Below are 22548 nucleotides of genomic sequence, written 5' to 3'. Positions count from 1 at the left end.
GCGGCTCATGAGCCCACCGTGTCGTGGGCGTGGATGAGGCGGATGATCCGGCCGCTCATCCGGTCGTAGTCACGGTCGTTGTCGACCTCGCCGCGGATGCGGTGGTCCGTCATGACGACGATCCGGTCGGCGAGGGTGACGGTCTCCGCGAGGTCGCTGCTGATCAGCAGGATGGGCAGGCCGTCGTGGGCCAGGTCCCAGATCAGCTCGTGGAAGGCGCGCTTGGTGCGGACGTCCACGCCCACCGTCGGCTCGTCCACGACGAGCAGGCGGGTGTCGGCGGCGAGCCATTTGGCGAGGCTGACCTTCTGCTGGTTGCCGCCGGAGAGTTCACCGGCGTTCTGCGCGAGCCCGGTGATGCGGATACCGAGCCGGTGGACGAGGTCCTGGGCGACCTCGCGCTCCTCGCGTGCCGAGACGAACCCGAGCGCCTTCGCGAGCCGCTTCCACACCGTCACGGTGATGTTGCGGACGATCGGCTGCTCCAGGAAGACGCCTTCCTCCTTGCGGTTCTCGGTCACGTACCCGATGCCGAACTCGTGCAGCGCCTGCCGCGGCGAGGCGATCCGGGCCGGCCTGCCGTGCACCCGGACCTCGCCGCCCGTGATCCGGTCGAGGCCGAGCACCGCCTTGACCAGCTCGCTCCGCCCGGCGCCGACCAGCCCGTACAGGCCGACGATCTCCCCGGGCCGTACCTCCAGGCTGATGTCCCGGTGCCCGCCGGCCGTGGCGACCGCGTCCAGTTCCAGGACCGGCGCGGCGGACCGGTCGACCGTGCGCGGACGCATCTCGGCCGCCGCGTGGGCACGGCCCACCATGAGGCCCACGATGTCGTCGTGGGTGTGGCCGGCCAGCGCAGAGGACTCCAGCACCGACTTTCCGTCACGCAGCACGGTGACGGTGTCGCAGACGGCGAAGACCTCCTCCAGCTTGTGACTGACGAACACGACACAGGCACCGCGCTCGGCCAGCCGCCGGATCACCTCGAACAGGCGCTGCGTCTCCTCGGGGGACAGGGAGGCGGTGGGCTCGTCCAGGAGCAGCACCCGGCTCTCGGTGTAGAGGGCCTTGGCGATCTCCACCAACTGCTGCTGGGCGACCGACAGTTCACGCACCGGCCGGTCCGGGTCGAGGTCGACACCCAGCTCGGTCAGGCATCTCACGGCCGGTTCGGTCATGGCCGCGTAGTCGACCAGTCCGCGGCGGGAGGGCGGCTTCTGCAGGGTGATGTTCTCGGCCACCGAGAAGCCCGGGATCAGATTGCGTTCCTGGTGCACGACCCCGATGCCGGTACGGGCCGCCTCCGACGGCGAGCGCGGCCGCACCGGTTCGCCGCACCAGGTGAGGGTGCCGCCGTCGGGGGAGTGCACCCCGGTGAGGACCTTGATGAGGGTGGACTTGCCGGCGCCGTTCTCACCCAGGAGCGCGTGCACACTGCCGGCGGTGAGCCGCAGCCCCACACCGTCCAGCGCGCGGACACCGGGGAAGACCTTGACCAGGTCCCGGCATTCGAGGAGGACCGTGCTCATCGCGCACCTCCCGGCTGCGGGGACGATGCGGTCTTCGCCATCCGGGTCTGGTTGAGATGCCCGCCGGCGACCGTGCCGAGGACGACCAGGCCGATCAGGAGGTTCACCCAGCTCGGGTCCAGCGAGAACTGGGCGCGTGCCGCGTCGATGAGCCGGGTCACGAAGGCCGCCAGCACGGTCCCGAACACGGCGATGGAGCCGCCGGTCAGTGCGACACCGCCGATGATCGGCGCGGCGAAGCTCGGCAGCAGCCAGTCCCCGCCGACGCTGCGGTTCACGCCGGGCAGCGAGGCGGTCGCCGTCACGGCGGCCACCCCGACCAGCAGCCCGGACAGCGTGTGCGCGGCCACGATCTGCCGGTCGGTGGAGATACCGGACAGCCGGGCGGCCAGCGGGTTGCCGCCGGCGGCCAGGAGCCGCCGTCCCGCAACCGTGCGGTACATGAACCCGCCCAGCAGGACCGCCGCGACGATCGCCGTGACGAAGACGAGCGGGATGTTCAGCGGAGCCGCCGTGCCGAGGTCGCGCAGGGCCGGCGAGTATCCGTCGACGGTACGGGTGCCGGTGAGCCGGTACTGCGCTCCCAGGAGGATCGTCATCGTGGCGAGCGTGACGATGAACCCGTTGATCTGCGTGGCCACGATGACAACGCCGGTCACCAGGCCGACGGCCGTCGCCGCCAGCAGGCCCACGAGCACGGCGACGACTGCAGGCACCCCGTGGTCGGCCATCAGGATCCCCGTCAGACAGGCGGTGAAGCCGCCCAGGGCGCCCACGGCGAGATTGAGCTGGCCCACGCACAGCGCCACCATCTGCGCCAGCCCGATCAGAATGGGCGTGGCCAGGTACTGCAGGAAGACCCGTACCGAGGGGCCCTCGAAGAAGGAGCCCGACGACGCCACCTCCAGCGCCACCGATCCCGCGACGACCACCAGCACCAGCATGGCCGTCGTCGTACGGGAGAACCGGCGCAGTACCGCGGCCGCGCGGCTCTGCTGATCATGGATCGTGCTCATGTGGAGCGCACCACCTTGCGATAGGACACCACGGTGCGGATCCGGTCGGCCGACAGGGCCAGCAGCAGGATGCAGCCGAGGTAGATGTTCAGGCTTTCCAGGCCGACGCCGAGCAGGTCGAGCCCCTTGCGGATCACGCCGACCAGCGCGGTGCCGAGCAGCGTGCCCAGTACGGACACCACTCCGCCGGTGAGCAGGGTGCCGCCGAGGACCGCACCCAGGAAGGACGGCAGCATGAAGTCGTCGCCGATGGAGGCGCGGAACGTGCCCGTCCCGGCGGCGGCCATGAAGCCGGCGAGTGCCGCGAGCAGCCCGGAGAGGGTGTGGGCGAGCAGGACCCGCCGTCCGGTGGGGATCCCGGACAGCTCGGCGGCGGCCGGGTTCGCCCCGGTGAGCAGCAGTTCCCTGCCGATGCGCGTACAGCCGTACAGAAAGCCCAGGCCGAGCATGGCGAGCACGGTGAACTGGGCCAGCTGCGGGACGGCCGGTGAACCGCACAGGGGTCCCACGCAGATGTCGGCGAGGGAGTAGGAGCGCAGTGCGTCGATGCCGGCCGGCCTGGTGGTGAAGGCGGCGTCCTCGGTGAGGGCCGAGTACATGAGGGAGACCAGGCCCAGCAGGGCGAAGTCCATCGCCAGCGTGACGACGAAGGAGCTCACCCCGGTCCGGGCGATCAGCCAGCCGGTGACCGCGCCGATCGCCGCACCGGCGGCCAGACACAGCAACAGCCCGGCCTGCATGGGCAGATGGAGCCGGTCGTATCCGAGGCCCGCGAACATGGCCCCGAAGGCCGCCATCCGCCCGACCGCGAGATTCATGTGCCCCACGGACAGGGCGACCATCTGGGCGAGCGCCACCACGGTCAGCGTGGCGACGTCCCGCAGGAGCGGGAAGAGCACCAGACGCTGGTCGAGGAAGGCCGGCCGCAGTACGCCGAAGAGGATGCCGAGCGCGACGACCAGGACCAGCAGGCCGAGCCGCTGGTTGACCCAGAACGGCATGCGGTGCCCGGATGTCCTTTCCTCCCGTACGGTCTCCGGTGGGCTGATGGAGGTGGTCATGCCACCCTCCGGTCGTCGAGGGCGTCCCGGTCCCAGTCGATGCCGATGCCCGGCACGTCCGGGGCCACCGCCATCCCGTCGCGGATGGTCAGCTCGGTCCGGGTCACGGCCCGCAGCTGCGGGATGTACTCGACGTACCGGCCGTTGGGCACCGCGGCGGCGAGGCTGATGTGCAGCTCCATCAGGAAGTGCGGGCAGACCATCACGTTGTGGCTCTCCGCCAGGTGCGCGACCTTCAGCCACGGGGTGATGCCGCCGATCCGGGCGGCGTCGACCTGGACGACGGAGGCGGCGCCGGCCTCCAGGTAACTCCGGAACTGCGTCAGCGAGTACATGGACTCGCCGACGGCCACGGGTATCCCCGTGGCCTGGGCCAGCCGGGCATGGCCGCTGATGTCGTCCGCCGGGAGGGGCTCCTCCAGCCAGTAGGGGGCGTAGGGCTCCAGCGCGGCCGCGAGCCGGAGCGCCGAGGACGCCGTCTGGGACTGGTTGGCGTCGGTCATGATGTGCAGCGCAGGGCCCACGGCCTCGCGAACGGCGCCCAGCCGTTCCGCGTCCTCGGCAGGGTGCGGCCGGCCCACTTTGATCTTGACGCCGGCCCAGCCGGCCTCCTGCGCCCGCAGGGCGCTCTTCACCAGCTCCTCGGTGCTCAGATGGAGCCAGCCGCCCTCGGTGTCATAGACCGGGACCTCCCGGCGGTGTCCGCCGGCCAGCCGCCACAGCGGCTCGCCCGCCCGCTTGCAGCGCACGTCCCACAGGGCGGTGTCCACGGCGGCGAGGGCGAGGGAGGTGATGGCTCCGGTCGTGGTCGCCCGGGTCAGCGCGAACAGCCGCTGCCAGAGGGCCTCGATATTGCGGGCATCCTGCCCGACGAGGACGGGAAGCAGATGGTCGCGCAGCAGGGCCAGTACCGACGTGCCGCCGGTGCCGATCGTATAGGCGTAGCCGGTGCCCGCGAGGCCGTCCGCCGTCTCCAGGTCGACCAGGACCGTCTCCTGTTTGACGAAGGACTGCACCGCGTCGGTACGGTCCGTCTCGACGGCGATGTCGGCCAGCCTGGCGGTCGCGGTCGTGATGAGGGTCATCTCAAAGTCCGTTCTCTGTCGAGCCGGTCAGCCGCACGCGAGGATCCGGTCGGCGAACTCCCGCTTCAGCTGTGCGGTCTTCGCCTGCCGGGTCTTGTCGTAGTCGGCCACGTTCGCCTTGCTGACGACGAACGAGCCGGAGTCCACCTCCACCCCGGGCTCGCGCACGGTGCACTGCTTCGTCTGGAGCAGAGCGAGGGCCCAGATGCCGATCTGGGCCTGACCGACCGGGTTCTGTACGACGGTGGCCGTGACCGTGCCCTGTCTGATGGCGCTGAGGATCTTGGCGTCGTCGTCGATGGCGATGACCTTCGCCTTCGATCCGGACGACCGGACGGCGTCCGCGGCGGCGACGGCCGGGTTGTAGGCGGTGGCGACGATGCCCGTGATCCGGGCGCCCTTCGCCGCCATCAGGTCGGACACCGCCTTCTGCGCGGTCTGCAGATCCGTGTCGATGTCGGTGACGGTCTGCAGGAGCCGCACCTTGCCGCCGGTCTCGTTGACGGCCCTCGCGACGCCCTTGATCCGCAACTGGGTGTTGGCGTCCACGTTGTTGCCGGTCAGGTGGACCAGGGTGCCTTTGCCGCCCATGGCCTCGATGGCCGCCTTCGCGGCCTTGTAGGCGGCGAGTTCGACGTTCGTGGAGAGGCAGAAGTCGGCCTTGTCCGTGCCGCCTGCCGGACAGGAGCCGAGGGAGGCCACGGGGAAGCCCTGCGACTTGAGGTCCGCGAAGGTCGTGTTGATGTCGGTGGGGGAGACACCGAACACCCCGAAGGCGTTGTAGCCGCGCGCCGCGAGGGTGGACAGCAGGTTGTTCTGCTTCTGCTGGTCCCACTCGGCCGTCTCGTCGAAGGTCACGGCCCCCAGGCCGTACGTCTTCTTCGCGGCGGCGCCCGCGGCCTTCCAGGGCTGGAAGTAGGGATGCGCACCACCGGGCACGAGGGCGACCTCGGTCCGGGAGCCGTCCGCCAACTGGGCACCGCCGCCGGTCCGTTGGGCGCCGGCGGCCTGACCGGCGGCGGGGCCGGGGGCGTTGCGGTAGGTGCACGCCGCTGTCCCCGCGGCGAGCAAGGCCGCTGTGAGAACGCCGGGCAGGAAGGATCTGGTCGGGAAGCGCATCGCCCACCCCTGCGGAATCAGATAGGAAATCGATGCGGAGATCGTGGGTCAGGGAGATGTGTGCGTCAAGGCTTGTGACAAGAGTGGTTTTGACCTGGGGGGATTCGGGCGTGGCTCACCCGAACCTACCATACGTGATCAGAATCCTATAGGAAATCGCTTGCCCGTTTTATGTCTGGCGCGCTCGCCGCCGTCGGCCGCGGTGACGGCGGTCTGACGGAAAGGACCGGGAAAGTCCGAGTCACCCACCCCCAACCGCTCCCGACAGTGGCACCCTTGACAGCGTGCGTACTGTTTCGCGACGTTTGAGCGACGCCTCCGGACCGGCGGCCCGGTCGCCGGCCGTGGACGGAAGGTGTACGGCGGGAAATAGGAGCTGTTCGTAGCAACGGCGCAACGCGGAATCCGCGTTATGGGGGGAGCGGTCGCCCATGCGATCCAGAGGCCAGTACAGAGGTCCGTCCGGGAGCCGGTCCCGGAGCCATGCGCCACACATCTCGTCAGCCGAAGGGCGGTTGATCTGAGGTGGACATCACCATCCACAGACCCGGCGAGCTGACCCAGTCGCTCTGCCGGGCCTGGCACCACGCGATGGACGAGTCGCCGGAGTACGCCAATCCCTTTCTGGCCCCCGAGTTCGCGATCGGTGTCGGCAGGCACCGCGGAGGCGTACGGGTGGCGGTCCTGCGCGATGCCGGCGAGCCCGTCGGCTTCTTCCCGTACGAGCGCAACGCCCTCGGTGTGGGCCGCGCCATCGGCCTCGGCCTCTCCGACTGCCAGGCGCTGGTGCACCGGCCCGGAGTCACGTGGGACGCCCAGGAGTTGCTGAGCGCGTGCGGGATGTCCGTCTTCGAGTTCGACCATCTGGTAGCCGAGCAGAGACCGTTCGCCGGTCATGTCACCGGCACCTTCGCCTCACCGGTGATCGACGTCAAACCCGGCGACGCCGGCTATCCCGAGTGGCTGCGCGCTACCTACCCGGGCCTGGCGAAGACCACGCTGAAGAAGGAACGGCGCCTCGGCCGCGACATCGGCGACCTGCGCTTCGACTTCGACGAGCGCGACCCGGTGGCCCTGCGCACCCTGATGCGCTGGAAGTCCGCCCAGTACCGGCGGACCGGACGCATGGACCGCTTCGCACGCCCGTGGATCGTCGACCTCGTGGACCATCTCTTCCACGTCCGCCAGGAACACTTCACCGGTGTGCTGTCCGTGCTCTACGCGGGCGACCGGCCGGTGGCCGCGCACTTCGGGCCGCGGTCGGGCACCGTACTCGCCGCCTGGTTCACCGCCTACGACCCCGAACTGCACTATTACTCGCCCGGGCTGATGATGCATCTGCGCACCGCCGAGGCCGCCGCGCGCGGCGGTGTGACCCTGGTCGACCTCGGGCGGGGCGACAAGGAGTACAAGGACTGGCTCAAGACCCGCGAACTGCGGGTGGGCGAGGGTTTCGTCACCCGCACCCACCCGGTGGCCGCGGCGCACCGCCTGTGGCGCCGCCCGGTCCGCGGCCTGCGCAACACCGTCCTCGCCCATCCCCGCCTGCGCGACCCGGCGGACCGGCTGCTCAAGACGGTCGGCACCCTGCGCGCGTCCCGCCGGGCCGACGGGCTGCGCAAGGGGTGAACGCACTGTCCTGACCCACGGCCCGGCCCGCCGGACCGGGCCGTGGGTCAGGACGGCGACGGCCGGCCGCGCCGGGCCGCCGCCGGTGGGGCCGACCGCTTGCCCGTCATTCGCACCATGGTCCTGTAAAGGTAAAAATCTAGGCGTTTCTCCTGGAAGGGCTGTCGCCTCCGCCGGAGTGATCCACGCCCCGCAAGCGCTCAATGGACGACGACCAGCTGCTGGTCGGACTCAGGTCGCTCACCGCCCAGGCACGCGAGCGGGCCGAGTACCAGCGCTCGCAGGTCGAGCTGGCCATCGCCCTCCAGCGCGGCATGCTTCCTCACGACCCTTTGATGGGCGTCTGATCGTCACCCCGGTCCTGCTGATGCCGCTCGGTGCCCGCCGGCCCCCGCCGCTCGCCCGCTGGAAGGAGGCACTGGCCCTCGCGGTCGTCGCCGCTGTCCTGGTCCCGGCCGCCACGCACAGCACCATGAGCCTGCTCTACCTCGTTTACCCCCTGCTGATCTGGGCCGCCCTGCGGTTCCGGCTGGCGGGGACCATGCTCGCTCTGTTCACGTCGGTCATGGCCACGATCGCGGCGACGGACCGCGTCGGGGCGTTCGCCGGGCTGACGCCCGTCGAGGTGATGCTGAAGCTGCAGACCTTCAACGGCACCATGGCCCTGACCGCGCTGCTGCTGTCATCCGTGATCACCGAGCAGCGCAACACCCGGCTCTCCGTCGAGGAGGCCTGCAAGGATCTGGCCGAGGCGCTGGAACACCTCACCGCGCACGATCCTCCGGGCGGGCGCGCTGCGCCGGAGGCCGAGGAACTGCGGCCCGAGAGAGACAAACGGTGACCGGGCGGTGGCCCGGTCACCGTTCACGTGTGGGGGGCCGTTCTCAGACGGTGCCGCTGGCCGTGATCTCGATCTTGGCCTTCGGCGCGCCGCTGCGGGTGCCGTAGCCCTCGATCTTGTCGACGATGTCCGTGCCCTCGACAACCTCACCGAACACGACGTGCTTGCCGTCCAGCCAAGGCGTCAGCACGGTGGTGACGAAGAACTGCGAGCCATTGCTGTTCGGGCCCGCGTTGGCCATGCTCAGCAGGTACTTGCGGTCGTGCTTGAGCTGGAAGTTCTCGTCCTTGAACTTCTCGCCGTAGATGCTCTTGCCGCCGGTGCCGTCGCCGCGCGTGAAGTCACCGCCCTGGAGCATGAACTCGGGGATGACGCGGTGGAACGTCGAACCGGCGTAACCGAAGCCGTTCTGCCCGGTGGCGAGCTCACGGAAGTTGCGGGCCGTCTGCGGCACCACGTCGTCGAACAGGTTGAACACGAGCCGGCCGGCCGGCTCGTTGTTGATCGAAATGTCGAAGTAAACGTTGTCGCTCATGCAGGTCAACCTATCGCGAACCGTCCGGTCCCTCCACGGGGACGGACCGCCGGGGGTGTCGGGTCGTCGTCGCCTGCCACCACCAGGGCGGGGCACGGCAGCGGGCGGGCGGACAGCTGCACGAACGTCGGCGCCGCCGATCCGCGGGAACACCGGTCCACGCGGACGGTCGGCGCGCTCAGGAAGGCCGAGACCCCCTCGTGGCCCCCCTCAGTACCGCTTGCCCAGTCGCTCCAGCACGGCCTCGGCCATGGCCGCCTCGCCCTTGGCGTTGGGGTGGGCGGGAGCCGCCGGTGAGGTCGGCTGGAGTGGCTCGATCCAGCGGTCGGCGGGGGCCTTGCACATGTCGTGGCCGACGGTCGGGCCGTAGGTGTCCACGTACCTTGCGCCGTTCCACGCGGCGACGACGCGCAGCATGAGGTTCAGCCGTTTCCCGGTGTCCCGGAGGTAGGGGAAGTCCTTGGCGGCGAAGGGCACCGTCGGATAGCAGCCGCTGCCGTCGTCGGGCAGCAGGTCGGGGTAGCCGACGACCAGGATCCGGGCGTGCGGGGCCCGGGCATGGACGGCCCGCAGCACCTTGTCGACCTTGGGTGCGGTCTGTGCGATGTTGAGCGTCAACTGGTCGGTGCCGGAGGCGTTGTAGTACCGCTGGCAGGGGTTGCCCGTCAGATCCGTGGCGCTGAGGGCCGCGCACGTGCCGATGATGGGGCCGAACCCGATGTCGTTGCCGCCGATCTGGACCGTCACCAGGTCGGTGTCCCGCCGCACGGCGTCGAGCTGAGGGCCGTTGGTGCCCTGTGCCTTCCACATCTCCGCCGTCGTCGCACCGCCACAGCTCACGTCCTTGAACGCGCTGACCTGCCGCGCCGCCGCCACCAACGAGGGGTAGTTGCGGTCGGAGCGGGCACAGTTCGCGTCGACCTGCGTCGGGATGGCGGGGCCCGAGGTGTAGGAGTCGCCCAGGGCCACATAGCTCGTGCCGCGGTCTTTGCCGCCGTGGTGGCCGCCGTCGTGTGCCGCGGCCGGTGTCGTGGATGCGGCCACCAGGGCGCAGCCGCCCAGTGCCGCCGCCACGGTGACCTTCCGCCGGTGCCGTCTCGCCGCATCGCCGGACGGGGTGCCGTACGCCATGGAGATCCCCCCTGGAACCAGGACGCGCACGGAACCGGTCCCGACGGGCGGCCCGCACGCGTGTGTCGGGGGTCTGTATACCGCCCGGTAGGAGTCCGTAGCCAGGGGTCGGACGCAATCAACTGGAACGAGTAACTCGCCCTGCCCGCACGGGGATCCGGGGCGGCCGAGGCCTGGCGTCACCCTCCGCGATTGCAGCGCGAAACCGATCGGTTTACGATGGCGGTTGTCGTAGGAAACCGATCGGTTTCCCAACCTGCCCCATACCTGGAGTGTGAATGTCATGACCGCGATCAAGGGTTCCGTCGTCCTCGTCACCGGCGGCAGCCGTGGCATCGGAAAGGCGCTGGTGGAAGAGCTGTACGCGCGCGGCGCCGGAAAGGTCTACGCGACCGCCCGCGACCCGCGCTCCATCACCCACCCGCACGCGGTGGCGCTGGCACTGGAGGTGACCGACCCCGACTCCGTGGCCGCTGTCGCCGAGCAGGCCCAGGACGTCACCCTCCTGATCAACAACGCGGGGGTCGCCACCGGAACCCGCTTCCTGACCTCCTCGCTCGACGACATCCGGCGCGAGTTCGAGATCAACTTCTACGGCCCACTGCTGCTCACCCGCGCCTTCGCCCCGGTCATCGAGCGCAACGGCGGCGGCCACATCCTCAACGTCCACTCGGTCCTGTCCTGGGTCGCCGAAGGCGGCGCCTACAGCGCCTCCAAGTCGGCTCTCTGGTCGCAGACCAACAGCCTGCGCCTGGCGCTCCAGCCGCGTGGCATCGGCGTCACCGGCCTGCACATGGGCTATGTCGACACCGACATGGCGGCCCACGTCGACGGGCCCAAGGCGAAGCCGCAGGACATCGCCGCGGCCGCCCTCGACGGCATCGAGTCGGGCGCCTACGAAGTGCTCGCCGACGACATCACCCGCTGGGCCAAGGGCGCCCTGTCGGGCGACCTCGCCGCCATGTACCAGCAACTCGCCCGGTGACCGGGAACCGGTGACAGCCGCCGCCGACGTGACCCGCACGCCCGGCCGCGCGCCCTGGCCGAGATGGCCTGCACGGGAGCGGTGGCAGGAGCCGGCTGCCGAAAATTCCGGTACCGAAGGGTTGTCGCCGTGTTGCCTCATCACTTAAATCAAATCCTGAACTAAGCGCGGGAGTGCGTCGGTCGGGTGCGCCTCGTGCCTATCAGGGAGCCGCTGATGAGACTGAGATCCTTGGGCGTAGCGCTCGCCGCCATGGCGGCGCTGCTCGCCCTGCCCACCGCGCACGCGCCGGCGGCGCAGGCAGCCGACACCCCGTTGTCCCAGGGGAAGACGGCCACCGCCTCCTCCGAGGAGAACGGCGGGACAGCCGCGGGGAACGCGGTCGACGGCAACACCGGCACCCGCTGGTCGTCCGCCTTCACCGACGACCAGTGGCTCCAGGTCGACCTCGGCGCCACCGCCACGGTCAACCAGGTGGTCCTCAACTGGGAGACCGCCTACGGCAAGGACTACAAGGTCCAGATCTCCGCGAACGGCACCAGCTGGACCGACCTCAAGTCGGTCACCGGCGGCGACGGCGGCACCGACACCCTCGACGTGTCCGGGCAGGGCCGTTACGTCCGGATGCAGGGTGTGCACCGCGCCACCCAGTACGGCTACTCGCTCTGGGAGTTCCAGGTCTACGGCACCGCCACCGGCACGCCGCCCGTCCAAGGCGGCGGTGACCTCGGCCCGAACGTGATCGTCGTCGACCCGTCCACGCCGAACCTTCAGCAGAAGTTCGACTCCGTCTTCGCCCAGCAGGAGTCCGCGCAGTTCGGCACCGGCCGCTACCAGTTCCTGCTCAAGCCGGGCACCTACAACGGCATCAACGCCCAGATCGGCTTCTACACCTCGATCTCCGGCCTCGGCCTCAACCCCGACGACACGCAGATCAACGGTGATGTCACGGTCGACGCCGGCTGGTTCAACGGCAACGCCACGCAGAACTTCTGGCGTTCGGCGGAGAACCTCGCCATCACCCCGTCCAACGGCACCGACCGCTGGGCCGTGGCGCAGGCGGCACCCTTCCGCCGTATTCACGTCAAGGGCGGTCTGAACCTCGCCCCGAACGGCTACGGCTGGGCCTCCGGCGGGTACATCGCCGACTCGAAGATCGACGGGACGGTCGGCCCGTACTCCCAGCAGCAGTGGTACACCCGGGACAGTTCGGTCGGCGGCTGGACCAACGGCGTGTGGAACATGACCTTCTCCGGCGTCCAGGGCGCGCCCGCGACCAACTTCGACTCCGGCCCGTACACCACGCTGGACACCACCCCGGTCTCGCGTGAGAAGCCGTTCCTGTACCTGGACGGCAGCACCTACAAGATCTTCGTCCCGGCCAAGCGCACCAACGCCCGGGGCGTCTCCTGGCCGGCCAACGCGGGCACCTCACTGCCGCTGGACCAGTTCTACGTCGTCAAGCCCGGCGCCACGGCGGCCACCATCAACGCGGCCCTCGCCCAGGGCCTCAACCTCCTCTTCACGCCGGGCATCTACCACCTCGACCAGACCATCAACGTCAACCGCGCCAACACCGTGGTCCTCGGCCTCGGCCTCGCCACCCTGATCCCGGACAACGGCGTCGACGCCATGCACGTCGCCGACGTCGACGGTGTGAAGCTCGCCGGGTTCCTCATCGACGCGGGCAGCGCCAACACCGACACGCTGCTGCGCATCGGCGACCCCGGCTCCACCGCCGACCACTCCGCCAACCCCACCACCATGCAGGACGTGTTCGTGCGCATCGGCGGCGCCGGACCCGGCCTCGCCACCAACTCCGTCGTGGTCAACAGCAACAACGTGATCATCGACCACACCTGGATCTGGCGCGCCGACCACGGCAGCGGAGTCGGCTGGAACACCAACCGCGCCGACTACGGCCTCAGAGTCAACGGCAACGACGTCCTCGCCACCGGCCTGTTCGTCGAGCACTTCAACAAGTACGACGTCTACTGGAACGGAGAGAGAGGGCGCACGATCTTCTTCCAGAACGAGAAGGCGTACGACGCCCCGAACGCCGCCGCCATCACCCACGACGGCGTCGTCGGCTACGCGGCCTACAAGGTCGCCGACACCGTGACCACCCACGAGGCGTGGGGGCTGGGCAGCTACTGCAACTACACGGCCGATCCGTCGATCGTGCAGTCCAACGGCTTCCAGGTGCCGACCGGCTCGGGCATCAAGATGCACGACCTGCTGGTGATCTCTCTGGGTGGCATGGGCCAGTACGCCCACGTCGTCAACACCACGGGAGCACCGACCTCGGGGACCAGCACCGTGCCCTCCAAAGTGACGCAGTTCCCATAGCCGGCTAGGCCGTCCGCCGCCGTGCCGGGCGCCGCAGCAGCAGCCGTCGCGCGGGCCGCTCCACGCCCTCGTAGAGGAGCCAGGACAGGCCCAGCGAGACGGTGAACGCGACGGCGGCGACGGCCGTCCCGGTGAGCAGGCCGAAGCGCGGGCGGGTACCGAGCAGTTGGGTGCCCGCCCGCAGCACCAGCAAATGGATCATGTAGAACGCGAACGACAGCTCGCCCAGGCGGACCAGCCGAGGGCGGCGCCACAGCGAGGGCAGCCCGCGCAGGTCCGCGACGGCCGCCGCAGGGATGAGCAGCGCGAAGCCCATGATGGTGCAGGCGGTGGCCGCGTATTCGTCGGTGACCTGGGGGACCAGGAAGTAGCCGATGATCGCCAGCGCGAGCGAGGCCTCCAGGCCGGGGCCGCGCCAGCGGCCGAGCAGCACCAGCCGCGCGGTGGCCGCGCCGAGTACGAACTCGGGCAGCCGGGCCGCCGGGAAGGAGCTGATGGGCTGGCCCCACCAGTGGTGGGCGTCCGTCCAGGCCAGCACCAGCACCGCCAGTACGGACAGTGCGGCCAGCAGCGTGGCGCCCCGGGCGTTCAGCCGGCGCAGCAGCAGGGCCAGCAGCGGGAACGCGGCATAGAAGAAGGCCTCGCAGGCCAGCGACCAGCTGACCGGGTCCAGCGTCTGCCACCACGGCCGCCACCAGGAGTGCACCAGGAAGACGTCGGCCAGGCCCTGCGGCACGGTGGGCTTCGGCTGGCGGGGCAGCGTGACCGCCATCACCAGTGCGATGACGGCGGTCACCAGGTGCACCGGATAGATCCGGGCGACGCGCCGCCACCAGAAACGCCGCGGCCGGTCGCCCGGCCGCGCGGACCACATCAGTACGAACCCGGACAGCACGAAGAAGAACGACACTCCGGAGGCGCCGGCCTCGAACCCCCAGGACATGAAGCGGGCGCCGGTGCCGCCGAAATAATGAAAGTTGTGCACGTGCAGTCCGAAGACCAGCAGGGCGGCCATCCATCTCAGCCCGGTGAGGGACGGCAGCGAAGGGGCGGGAGCGAACGGCTGGGTACGGGAGGGTGGCGCGGCGGCCGGAGCGGTCAGAGGGGCCGTGGTCGCCGTCGTCATCAAGTCACCTGCCGGAGGGTTCGCGCGTGGAGCATGGAACGGAGCGTTGCCCGTTCCACACCTTTCATTCCGGCCTCTTGGCAAACATCACACCAACGCCGAGGAGCGGACTCGGCCAAACGGGCCGCAGCGGCCGGATGGGCGGGTGCGACCCTACCCGGACGGTCGACACGGACCGCGGCCCTCGCTCTGTGCCGCACCCCCCGGCCTGACGGCCTGGCCCGAGCTTTCGCACCACAGGCGGCACGTCCAAACCTGGAGGCACAAAGGGGTGATGCCGCCCCGCTCCGTGTTGACGCGGCTATGACGGGGACGGCGTGGCGGCGGCGCGCCGCCGGTCCTCGGACGGTGCGACCCGCACCGCCGACGGAGGCGCCGACGGTGGACGGGTACGGGTCTGCGCGGTGCCGCTCCTGTCCGGCGCGACACTGGGGATCGCCGAGGGGCTGACGGGTACCGGAGAGGTCGTGGGGCGGTGCGGGGTCGTGGGGCTGACGGCCGGCGGCGCGAGCGGGACCCGCGGGGACACCGGTGCCGAGGGTGCCGTCACATGCAGCTGCAGGGCGACGAGGGCGGCGACGGCGCAGGTCACCCCGGCCCCGGTCGCCGCTCGGACCAGCCGGCGGCGGCTCGCGGTGCGGCGGATCTCCTCATAGCGGCCCGGCGGCGGACCCAGGTGGGCGGCCGGCGGTCGCAGGATGACGGCGAGCGGATCGTCGGTGCCGTCGAACTCCGGCTCCTCGTCAAAGCGTGTGGTCAAGGCTTCTCCTCAGATGGACGCGGAGCAGTTCACGGGCCGCGTGCAGGTCGGCCTTGACGGTCCCCTCCTTGCGCCCGGTCAGCTCGGACACCTCCCGGATCGGCATGTCAGCGTAGTAGTGCAGCAGGATCGGGATGCGCAGTCGCTCCGGCAGCGACTGCACCAGCAGCCGTACCGAGGGATCCGTCTGCTCGGTGTGCGGGCGGGTCGCGACCTCCGAGCCGACGCGACGCACGGCCCGACGCTCACGCTCCAGCTTGCGCCAGTGGTCCCGGACGAGATTGGCCGCGGTGACGTAGAGGAAGCCGCGGGGCTCCTCCACCGACGTCCACCGGGCCCACAGCCGGGTGAACGCCTCCGAGGCGATCTCGTGCGCGGTCTCGTCGTCGTCGACCAGACGGCGGCACCAGCCGGCCAAGCGCGGGTACAGGGCGGCGAACAGCTCGGACGCCGCCCGGTCACGGGACCGTTTCAACGTTCTCCAGGGTCGAAGGGCTCGTCGAGGAGGAGGCGGGACCGGTGCCGTACGTTCCACCGGTCCCGCATCCGCTCTGGCGGATCAGGGTGTCGTGCCGGTCAGCGTGGCGAAGACGATCACGTTGTCGAGGTAGCCGTCGCCGCCGCGCGGGCCGCCGCAGGTGATCAGCCGCAGCTCCGGGCGGTTCACGTCCCCGTACACGTCCTCGGTGGGGAACTCGGCCTTGGCGACCGTACGCACCTCGTCGACGGTGAAGACCGCCGACCGGCCGTTCTCCAGACGCGCCACGGCCTGCTCGCCCCGGCGCAGCTCCCCGAGCCGGCGGAAGACGCCGTCACCGTAGGTGCCGACCGTGACATGGCCGAGGATCACCGACGGGCCGACCTGCCCCGGAGTAGGGGACTGGCCGTACCAGCCGGCCCGGTCGTGCGCGGTGATCGGCGGCACCTGCACCGTGCCGTCGGCCGCCAGCCCCAGCCGCAACAGCGGGGTGTCGACGCCGATCGCCGGGATGCGCAGCCGGACCGGCACGGAACGCCCGAGCGCGGTCGGAGTGGCGGACGGCGAGGACGCCGGCGGCCGCCCGTGGCGGGCGATCGTGGCCGCCCGGTGAGGGGCCTGCCCCGCGCAGCCCGCCAGCAGCGAGGCCGTCGCGGCGGTGACGAAGGCGCGCCTGGAGAGCGAGGTCATGCCCCGGTCGCCCGGCGGCGACGCACGGCGAACACCACGGCGCCCGCGGTGAGTGCCGCCGCCGCGCCCCCGCCGATCAGCGCGCCCTCGGTGCCGGAGCCCGAGGACGGCTCCGTCACCCCGGTGTCGGGTGCGCCCTCGGGCACGGCCGCGACCTGGCCCCGGCTGCGGGCCGGTGCGGGGGTCGCCGCCCGGGTGGGCCTGGTGGACCGCGCCTCGGACGGGGCGACGGACGGTTCCGCGGAGGGTGCGGCGGAGGGTGCCACAGTGGGGACCGGGCTCGGGCTGGTGCTGTCGGCGAAGGCCGGCACGGTGGCGCCCAGGACGGCGGTGCAGGCGAGTGCCGTGGCGCTCAGGACAGTTCGGCGCATGGAGACGCTCTCTCTTTCGTCGGCCCGCAGTGGTCGGGGCGGGCTGAGTAACGGATCGAGCGGAGAGACGACCCGGCACCGGGGCGGGTTGCAAAGAGACGGCAAAGCCCCGGGCGGGTGACGGCAGAGAAGCAGGAGTTGTCCGCTTCGGCACCAAACTTGAACGGTTTGTTTTCTTGAATCACTCGTGTTTATGAGGATAGGTTGACCGCCATGACCGCATCCCGGCCCCCGACCACCGCCGACGAGCTGCGCGGTGCCGGCCTGCGGGTGACGGCCGCCCGCGTCGCGCTGCTGGAGACCGTTCGAAACGGCGACCATCTCGACGTCGAAGGGGTCGCCTCGGGCGTCCGCGAGCGCGTAGGCCACATATCGCTTCAAGCCGTGTACGACGCGCTGCACGCGCTCACCACGGCAGGACTTGTCCGCCGTATCGAACCGGCCGGCAGCCCGGCCCGCTTCGAGGGGCGCGTCGGCGACAACCACCACCACGTCCTGTGCCGGTCGTGCGGTGCCGTCGCCGACGTCGACTGCGCGGTCGGCGACGCCCCGTGCCTGACCGCCTCGGACAACCACGGCTTCGCCATCGACGAGGCCGAGGTCATCTACTGGGGCCTGTGCCCCGCCTGCTCCACCGTCAGCAGTTCCTGAGTACGTTGATCCGCCCCTTCCGGAAGGATTTCACCCATGTCCGAGACCCAGGAGAACGCCGCGGGCAAGTGCCCGGTCGCGCACGACCGTGCCCCGCACCCCACCCAGGGTGGCGGCAACCGCCAGTGGTGGCCCGAGGGGCTCAACCTGAAGATCCTTGCCAAGAACCCGGCCGTCGCGAACCCGCTCGACGAGGGCTTCGACTACGCCGCGGCGTTCCAGGCCCTCGATCTCGCGGCCGTGAAAACTGACATCGCCGAGGTACTCACCAGCTCGCAGGACTGGTGGCCGGCCGACTTCGGCAACTACGGCCCGCTGATGATCCGGATGGCCTGGCACAGCGCGGGCACCTACCGCATCTCCGACGGCCGCGGCGGTGCCGGCGCCGGCCAGCAGCGCTTCGCCCCGCTCAACAGCTGGCCGGACAACGGCAACCTCGACAAGGCCCGCCGTCTGCTGTGGCCGGTGAAGAAGAAGTACGGCCGGTCCATCTCCTGGGCCGACCTCATGATCCTCACCGGCAACGTGGCCCTGGAGTCGATGGGCTTCGAGACCTTCGGCTTCGGCGGCGGCCGCGAGGACGTCTGGGAGCCGGAGGAGGACGTCTACTGGGGTCCCGAGAAGGTCTGGCTCGACGACCAGCGCTACACCGGCGACCGTGACCTGGAGAGCCCGCTCGGCGCCGTCCAGATGGGCCTCATCTACGTCAACCCGGAGGGCCCCAACGGCAACCCGGACCCGATCGCCGCGGCCCGCGACATCCGTGAGACGTTCCGCCGCATGGCGATGAACGACGAGGAGACCGTCGCCCTCATCGCCGGTGGCCACACCTTCGGCAAGACCCACGGCGCCGGCCCCGCGGACAACGTCGGCGCCGACCCCGAGGGCGCGCCGATCGAGCAGCAGGGCCTCGGCTGGAAGAGCACCTACGGCACCGGCAAGGCCGGCGACGCGATCACCAGCGGCCTGGAGGTCACCTGGACCACCAAGCCCACCCAGTGGAGCAACGACTTCTTCGACATCCTCTTCGGCTACGAGTGGGAGCTGACCGAGTCCCCGGCCGGCGCCAAGCAGTGGGTCGCCAAGGACGCCGAGGCGATCATCCCCGACGCGCACGACCCGTCGAAGAAGCGTCTGCCCACGATGCTCACCACCGACCTGTCGCTGCGCTTCGACCCGATCTACGAGCCCATCTCCCGCCGGTTCCACGAGAACCCCCAGGAGTTCGCGGACGCCTTCGCCCGCGCCTGGTACAAGCTGACCCACCGTGACATGGGCCCGAAGTCCCTGTACCTCGGCCCGGAGGTCCCGGCGGAGACCCTGCTGTGGCAGGACCCGCTGCCGGCGACCGAGGGCGAGCCCATCGACGCCGCCGATGTCGCGGCCCTCAAGGCCAAGCTCCTCGACTCGGGCCTGACCGTCTCGCAGCTGGTCTCCACCGCCTGGGCGTCGGCCTCGACGTACCGCGGCAGCGACAAGCGCGGCGGCGCCAACGGTGCCCGGATCCGCCTTGAGCCGCAGCGCGGCTGGGAGGTCAACGACCCCGACCAGCTCGCCCAGGTGCTGCGCGTCCTGGAGGGCGTCCAGTCGGAGTTCAACACCGGCGCCAAGAAGGTCTCCCTGGCCGACCTGATCGTCCTCGGCGGTGCCGCCGCCGTGGAGAAGGCCGCCAAGGACGCCGGCGTGGACATCGAGGTGCCCTTCACCCCGGGCCGTGTCGACGCGACCGAGGAGCACACGGACGCCGAGTCCTTCGCGGCCCTGGAGCCGACGGCCGACGGCTTCCGCAACTACCTCGGCAAGGGCAACCGCCTGCCGGCCGAGTACCTGCTCCTCGACCGCGCCAACCTGCTCGGCCTCAGCGCCCCCGAGCTGACCGTCCTGGTCGGCGGTCTGCGCGTGCTCGGCGCCAACCAGGGCCAGTCCAAGCACGGTGTCCTCACCGAGACCCCGGGCGTGCTGACCAACGACTTCTTCGCCAACCTGCTCGACTACGGCACGGAGTGGAAGTCGACCTCCGAGGACCAGACCACGTTCGAGGGCCGCGACCTGGCCACCGGCGCGGTCAAGTGGACCGGCACCCGTGCCGACCTGGTCTTCGGCGCCAACTCCGAGCTGCGCGCGGTGGCCGAGGTCTACGCGAGCGACGACGCCAAGGAGAAGTTCGTGAAGGACTTCGTCGCCGCCTGGACGAAGGTCGCCAACGCGGACCGGTTCGACCTGGTCTGATCCCGGCGAAGCCCGGTGCGTGACGCCCGGGCCGGCCTCACCGGCCGGCCCGGGCGTCTTCGCGTCCGCGGCTCTCCGGTCCGCGCGAGCGGCTTTACCGTCCGCAGGTGCGGCTTTACGTGCCCACTCCCCGTAGTTTGCTGCACATCAGCGGTTCTTTACCTCACTATGACCCCGCCTCCCGTTGTTCATGCGACCTTCGCAGACTCTGCACGTCCTGAGTCACCCCCATCCCGACCGCCCGCGGGAGTTCGCACATGAGCCACGGTCACAGCCACGACCACGGTCACCCTCACCACCATCGCCACGACACGGACGCCGACGCCTCGTCGCTCCCGCCCGCCCTCGATCTGTCGGTCCCCGACGAGGAGCTGACACCCGGTCAGCTCTCCCGCCGCTCGATGCTGCGCCGCACCGGTCTGCTCGGCGCGGGCCTCGCGGCGGGCAGTGTCCTCGCCGGCGCGGGTCAGGCCGCCGCGGCCTCCTCCTCCCTCTCCCAGAGCGGCGGCCGGACCGGCGGCTATCTGTGGCTGGCCGGTGACCACCACATCCACACCCAGTACAGCTCCGACGCCAAGTACCGGGTCATCGACCACGTCCGGCAGGCCAACGCGAACGGCCTGGACTGGATGGTCATCACCGACCACGGCAGCGAGACCCACGCCAAGATCGGTGTCGAGAAGGTCAACCCGGACATCGTCGCGGCCCGCGACGCGACCGAGGACACGCTGGTCTTCCAGGGCCTGGAGTGGAACATCCCGGCCGCCGAGCACGGCACCGTCTTCGTCCACCCCGGCAAGAACGAGGTCGCCGTCCTCAAGGAGTTCGAGAACTCCTTCGACGGTTCGGTCAAGGGCGCCTCCGCCAACACCGCCGCCAACGAGGCGCTGGCCATCTCCGGCCTCAACTTCCTCGCCGAGCAGGTGCAGCGCCGCAAGGTCAGGGACGCCCTGTTCCTCGCCAACCACCCGGCGCGCAAGGGCATCGACTCCCCGCACGAGATCCGCGCCTGGCGCGACGCCCAGCCGTCGATCGCCGTCGGCATGGAGGGCGCCCCCGGCCACCAGGCGGGCGGCCTGCCCAAGCCGAACGGTCCGGGCGGCGCGCGCGGCATCTACGACGGCAGCCCGAGCGCCGACTCCTTCCGCGGCTACCCGCTGGAGAGCTACCGCACCTGGGGCGGCTTCGACTGGATGACCGCCACCGTCGGCGGTCTGTGGGACAGCCTGCTCGCCGAGGGCAAGCCTTGGTGGATCACCGCCAACTCCGACTCCCACAACGTCTACGCGGACAGCGCGGTACGCGGCCCGAACAGCGACTTCAACGCCAACGGCCGCTACAACGACCCGGTCTACGGCGGCGGCATCAGCCTCACCGACACCGACTTCTGGCCCGGCCAGTACTCCCGCACCCACGTCGGCGCCGCCTCCTTCTCCTACAAGTCGGTCATGGACGGCATCCGGGCCGGCCGGGTCTGGGTCGACCACGGCGGCCTGATCAGCGGCCTCAACGCCCAGCTGCGTTCGGGCTCCCGCGCGGTGACCCTCGGCGGCGTGCTCCAGGTCCGCAAGGGCAGCCAGGTCGACCTGGTCATCGAGATCAGCCTCGCCAACGGCCCCAACTGGTCCCAGTTCGTGCCCGCCCTGGCCCGGGTCGACGTCATCCAGGGCGATGTCACCGGCACGGTCTCCGACAAGGACACCTTCGCCACGCCCGCCACCAAGGTCGTGAAGTCCTTCGAGGTCAACAAGGCCACCGGCGCGGTCCGGCTGACGTACTCCCTCGGCCGCCTCGACCAGCCGGTCTACGTCCGGCTGCGCGGCACCGACGGCAACCGCTCGGCGGTCGGCATCAACGGTGCCGCCGTGGACCCGGCGGGCCCGGCCATCGACGTCCTCGGCGACGCCGACCCGTGGAAGGACCTGTGGTTCTACTCCAACCCGATGTGGGTCCTGCCCGCATGACCTCCCTGCACCACGCCTCCGGCGTCCACCCCGTCATCGGGGTGGACGCCGGTACGGCGACCCTGCGCGAGGCGGACCATCTGATCCACGAGCTGCTGGGCCGACTGGCGCTCACGGAAGGCGTGTTCGCCTGCTCCCACCTGCACCGCACCGACGAGCGCCGGGGTACGGCGGTGTCGCTGGCCGTCCCCGACCCGGACATGGTGTGGCAGGAGCTGCTGGAGGGGCTGCCGGAGGGCACCGGCCTGGTCCTGGGTGACCGCGCCCACGGGCCGGGCGACGCGGTGGACACCGCGCGCCGGGCGGCCGGCGCACCCCCCGCCTCGGGCCGGGCCGTCGTCTACCCGGGCGTGGAGCACCTCACCGGTACGGTCACCGCGGCCGCCGTACTCGACCACAGCGCCATCGAGCGCCTGGTGGTCCTGGGCGCACCTGCGGCCGAACTCCCGCCCGCAACCCAGGTCCTGACGCAGGGTCACGTACGCCCGGAGTGGCGGGACGGGGTCCTCACCCTGGTTCTGGTCCCGGCGGCGGGCGGCCTGCTGGCCCCCTTCGAGGTCCCCAACCCCACGCCCTGCTGCGCGGACCACCCCTGACGCGACGCCGCGTCACAGCTGGGTGCGGTCGCACTCCACGCTCCTTGTCTCCCGCTACTCCACCGTCGTCCCCGGCTAAGGCACGTGCGCCCTGCACGACCTGCGCCGTCTCATCGGCGACACCGCCATGGCCACGCTGCTGAAGAACTACGCCACCGCGCACTGGTACGGCGTCTCGACCACCGCCGAGTTCAAGGCGGCGGCCCAGGCGGCCACCAGCACGGACCTGACGTCGTTCCGGACCACCCACCGCATCGACGGCTGACGGCACACCGGCCCGCAGACCCGGCCGCGGGACGGCCGTTGGGCTAGGGCCTGTTGCGAAAGTCCCGTCGTCCGCCCGGAGGGCGGGCCCCGCGGCGTCCGGTGCGTGCTCTCGGGGTGCCGGGTGCAAGCCCTCGTA

General features: G+C 70.7%; 19 protein-coding genes and 3 pseudogenes. 10 read left to right on the top strand and 12 right to left on the bottom strand.

Annotated features, from left to right (window positions below; genetic code table 11):
- Nucleotides 1–5 precede the first annotated feature (5 nt).
- Genes ABZ396_RS26840 through ABZ396_RS26820 form a run of 5 tightly spaced genes read right to left on the bottom strand, consistent with a single transcriptional unit; the run spans nucleotide 6 to nucleotide 5810 of the window.
- Nucleotides 6–1529 carry a sugar ABC transporter ATP-binding protein gene (locus ABZ396_RS26840; protein WP_358925969.1) on the bottom strand — a complete coding sequence of 508 codons (1524 nt, stop codon included), beginning with the start codon at nucleotides 1527–1529 and terminating at the stop codon, nucleotides 6–8.
- Entirely contained in the window at nucleotides 1526–2545 is a 1020-nt protein-coding gene (locus ABZ396_RS26835; protein ID WP_358925970.1) for an ABC transporter permease, read from the bottom strand. Before ABZ396_RS26835 ends, ABZ396_RS26840 begins: the two co-directional genes overlap by 4 nt.
- On the bottom strand, nucleotides 2542–3606 hold the full coding sequence (locus tag ABZ396_RS26830; protein WP_358925972.1) for an ABC transporter permease: 1065 nt from the start codon (nucleotides 3604–3606) through the stop codon (nucleotides 2542–2544). The genes ABZ396_RS26835 and ABZ396_RS26830 overlap by 4 nt, the downstream gene beginning before the upstream one ends.
- Complete coding sequence (locus ABZ396_RS26825) at nucleotides 3603–4691, bottom strand: mandelate racemase/muconate lactonizing enzyme family protein (protein ID WP_358925973.1); 1089 nt, start codon at nucleotides 4689–4691, stop codon at nucleotides 3603–3605. The genes ABZ396_RS26830 and ABZ396_RS26825 overlap by 4 nt, the downstream gene beginning before the upstream one ends.
- A gap of 27 nt (nucleotides 4692–4718) precedes the next feature.
- Nucleotides 4719–5810 carry a substrate-binding domain-containing protein gene (locus ABZ396_RS26820; protein ID WP_358925974.1) on the bottom strand — a complete coding sequence of 364 codons (1092 nt, stop codon included), beginning with the start codon at nucleotides 5808–5810 and terminating at the stop codon, nucleotides 4719–4721.
- Between the two features lie 525 nt (nucleotides 5811–6335).
- On the opposite strand from ABZ396_RS26820, the gene ABZ396_RS26815 reads away from it, so the two are divergent.
- The 3 genes and pseudogenes from ABZ396_RS26815 to ABZ396_RS26805 form a co-directional block, all read left to right on the top strand.
- On the top strand, nucleotides 6336–7439 hold the full coding sequence (locus tag ABZ396_RS26815) for a GNAT family N-acetyltransferase (RefSeq protein ID WP_358925975.1): 1104 nt from the start codon (nucleotides 6336–6338) through the stop codon (nucleotides 7437–7439).
- A gap of 203 nt (nucleotides 7440–7642) precedes the next feature.
- Nucleotides 7643–7768 (top strand): annotated as a pseudogene (locus tag ABZ396_RS26810) (serine/threonine-protein phosphatase); the annotation flags it as partial.
- A gap of 8 nt (nucleotides 7769–7776) precedes the next feature.
- Nucleotides 7777–8280, top strand: a pseudogene (locus ABZ396_RS26805) (MASE1 domain-containing protein); the annotation flags it as partial.
- 43 nt (nucleotides 8281–8323) lie between these two features.
- Here the strand turns inward: ABZ396_RS26805 and ABZ396_RS26800 are convergent.
- Complete coding sequence (locus ABZ396_RS26800; protein WP_358926900.1) at nucleotides 8324–8815, bottom strand: peptidylprolyl isomerase; 492 nt, start codon at nucleotides 8813–8815, stop codon at nucleotides 8324–8326.
- A gap of 210 nt (nucleotides 8816–9025) precedes the next feature.
- Nucleotides 9026–9946, bottom strand: coding sequence for an SGNH/GDSL hydrolase family protein (locus tag ABZ396_RS26795; protein WP_358926901.1), 921 nt, complete (start codon nucleotides 9944–9946; stop codon nucleotides 9026–9028).
- 283 nt (nucleotides 9947–10229) lie between these two features.
- On the opposite strand from ABZ396_RS26795, the gene ABZ396_RS26790 reads away from it, so the two are divergent.
- Nucleotides 10230–10931: an SDR family oxidoreductase gene (locus tag ABZ396_RS26790; RefSeq protein WP_358926902.1), complete on the top strand. Its 702-nt coding sequence runs from the start codon at nucleotides 10230–10232 to the stop codon at nucleotides 10929–10931.
- Nucleotides 10932–11147: 216 nt separating this feature from the next.
- Nucleotides 11148–13280 carry a discoidin domain-containing protein gene (locus tag ABZ396_RS26785; protein ID WP_358926903.1) on the top strand — a complete coding sequence of 711 codons (2133 nt, stop codon included), beginning with the start codon at nucleotides 11148–11150 and terminating at the stop codon, nucleotides 13278–13280.
- Between the two features lie 4 nt (nucleotides 13281–13284).
- On the opposite strand, the gene ABZ396_RS26780 is transcribed toward ABZ396_RS26785, so the two are convergent.
- The 5 genes from ABZ396_RS26780 to ABZ396_RS26760 form a co-directional block, all read right to left on the bottom strand.
- Nucleotides 13285–14406, bottom strand: coding sequence for an acyltransferase (locus ABZ396_RS26780; protein WP_358926904.1), 1122 nt, complete (start codon nucleotides 14404–14406; stop codon nucleotides 13285–13287).
- A 301-nt stretch (nucleotides 14407–14707) separates the two neighbouring features.
- On the bottom strand, nucleotides 14708–15166 hold the full coding sequence (locus ABZ396_RS26775; protein ID WP_358926905.1) for a hypothetical protein: 459 nt from the start codon (nucleotides 15164–15166) through the stop codon (nucleotides 14708–14710).
- Entirely contained in the window at nucleotides 15150–15641 is a 492-nt protein-coding gene (locus ABZ396_RS26770; protein ID WP_358926906.1) for an RNA polymerase sigma factor, read from the bottom strand. Before ABZ396_RS26770 ends, ABZ396_RS26775 begins: the two co-directional genes overlap by 17 nt.
- 84 nt (nucleotides 15642–15725) lie before the next feature.
- Nucleotides 15726–16334 carry a class F sortase gene (locus ABZ396_RS26765; RefSeq protein ID WP_358926907.1) on the bottom strand — a complete coding sequence of 203 codons (609 nt, stop codon included), beginning with the start codon at nucleotides 16332–16334 and terminating at the stop codon, nucleotides 15726–15728.
- Nucleotides 16331–16705, bottom strand: coding sequence for a sortase-dependent protein (locus ABZ396_RS26760; protein WP_358926908.1), 375 nt, complete (start codon nucleotides 16703–16705; stop codon nucleotides 16331–16333). Before ABZ396_RS26760 ends, ABZ396_RS26765 begins: the two co-directional genes overlap by 4 nt.
- A 213-nt stretch (nucleotides 16706–16918) precedes the next feature.
- On the opposite strand from ABZ396_RS26760, the gene ABZ396_RS26755 reads away from it, so the two are divergent.
- The 5 genes and pseudogenes from ABZ396_RS26755 to ABZ396_RS26735 form a co-directional block, all read left to right on the top strand.
- Complete coding sequence (locus tag ABZ396_RS26755; RefSeq protein ID WP_358926909.1) at nucleotides 16919–17356, top strand: Fur family transcriptional regulator; 438 nt, start codon at nucleotides 16919–16921, stop codon at nucleotides 17354–17356.
- A gap of 36 nt (nucleotides 17357–17392) precedes the next feature.
- A complete protein-coding gene (gene katG / locus ABZ396_RS26750; RefSeq protein WP_358926910.1) occupies nucleotides 17393–19585 on the top strand; it encodes a catalase/peroxidase HPI in 2193 nt (730 codons plus the stop codon).
- Nucleotides 19586–19842: 257 nt separating this feature from the next.
- On the top strand, nucleotides 19843–21549 hold the full coding sequence (locus ABZ396_RS26745; RefSeq protein WP_358926911.1) for a PHP domain-containing protein: 1707 nt from the start codon (nucleotides 19843–19845) through the stop codon (nucleotides 21547–21549).
- Nucleotides 21546–22145: a hypothetical protein gene (locus ABZ396_RS26740; protein ID WP_358926912.1), complete on the top strand. Its 600-nt coding sequence runs from the start codon at nucleotides 21546–21548 to the stop codon at nucleotides 22143–22145. Before ABZ396_RS26745 ends, ABZ396_RS26740 begins: the two co-directional genes overlap by 4 nt.
- A 49-nt stretch (nucleotides 22146–22194) precedes the next feature.
- Nucleotides 22195–22410: pseudogene (locus ABZ396_RS26735) on the top strand (M1 family peptidase); the annotation flags it as partial.
- Between the last annotated feature and the right edge of the window lie 138 nt (nucleotides 22411–22548).

This window comes from Streptomyces sp. NPDC005866 (assembly GCF_040629895.1).
GTDB lineage: Bacteria > Actinomycetota > Actinomycetes > Streptomycetales > Streptomycetaceae > Streptomyces.
The sequence above is the reverse complement of the archived record's forward strand: the minus strand, read 5'-3'. Positions and strand labels throughout refer to the sequence as shown.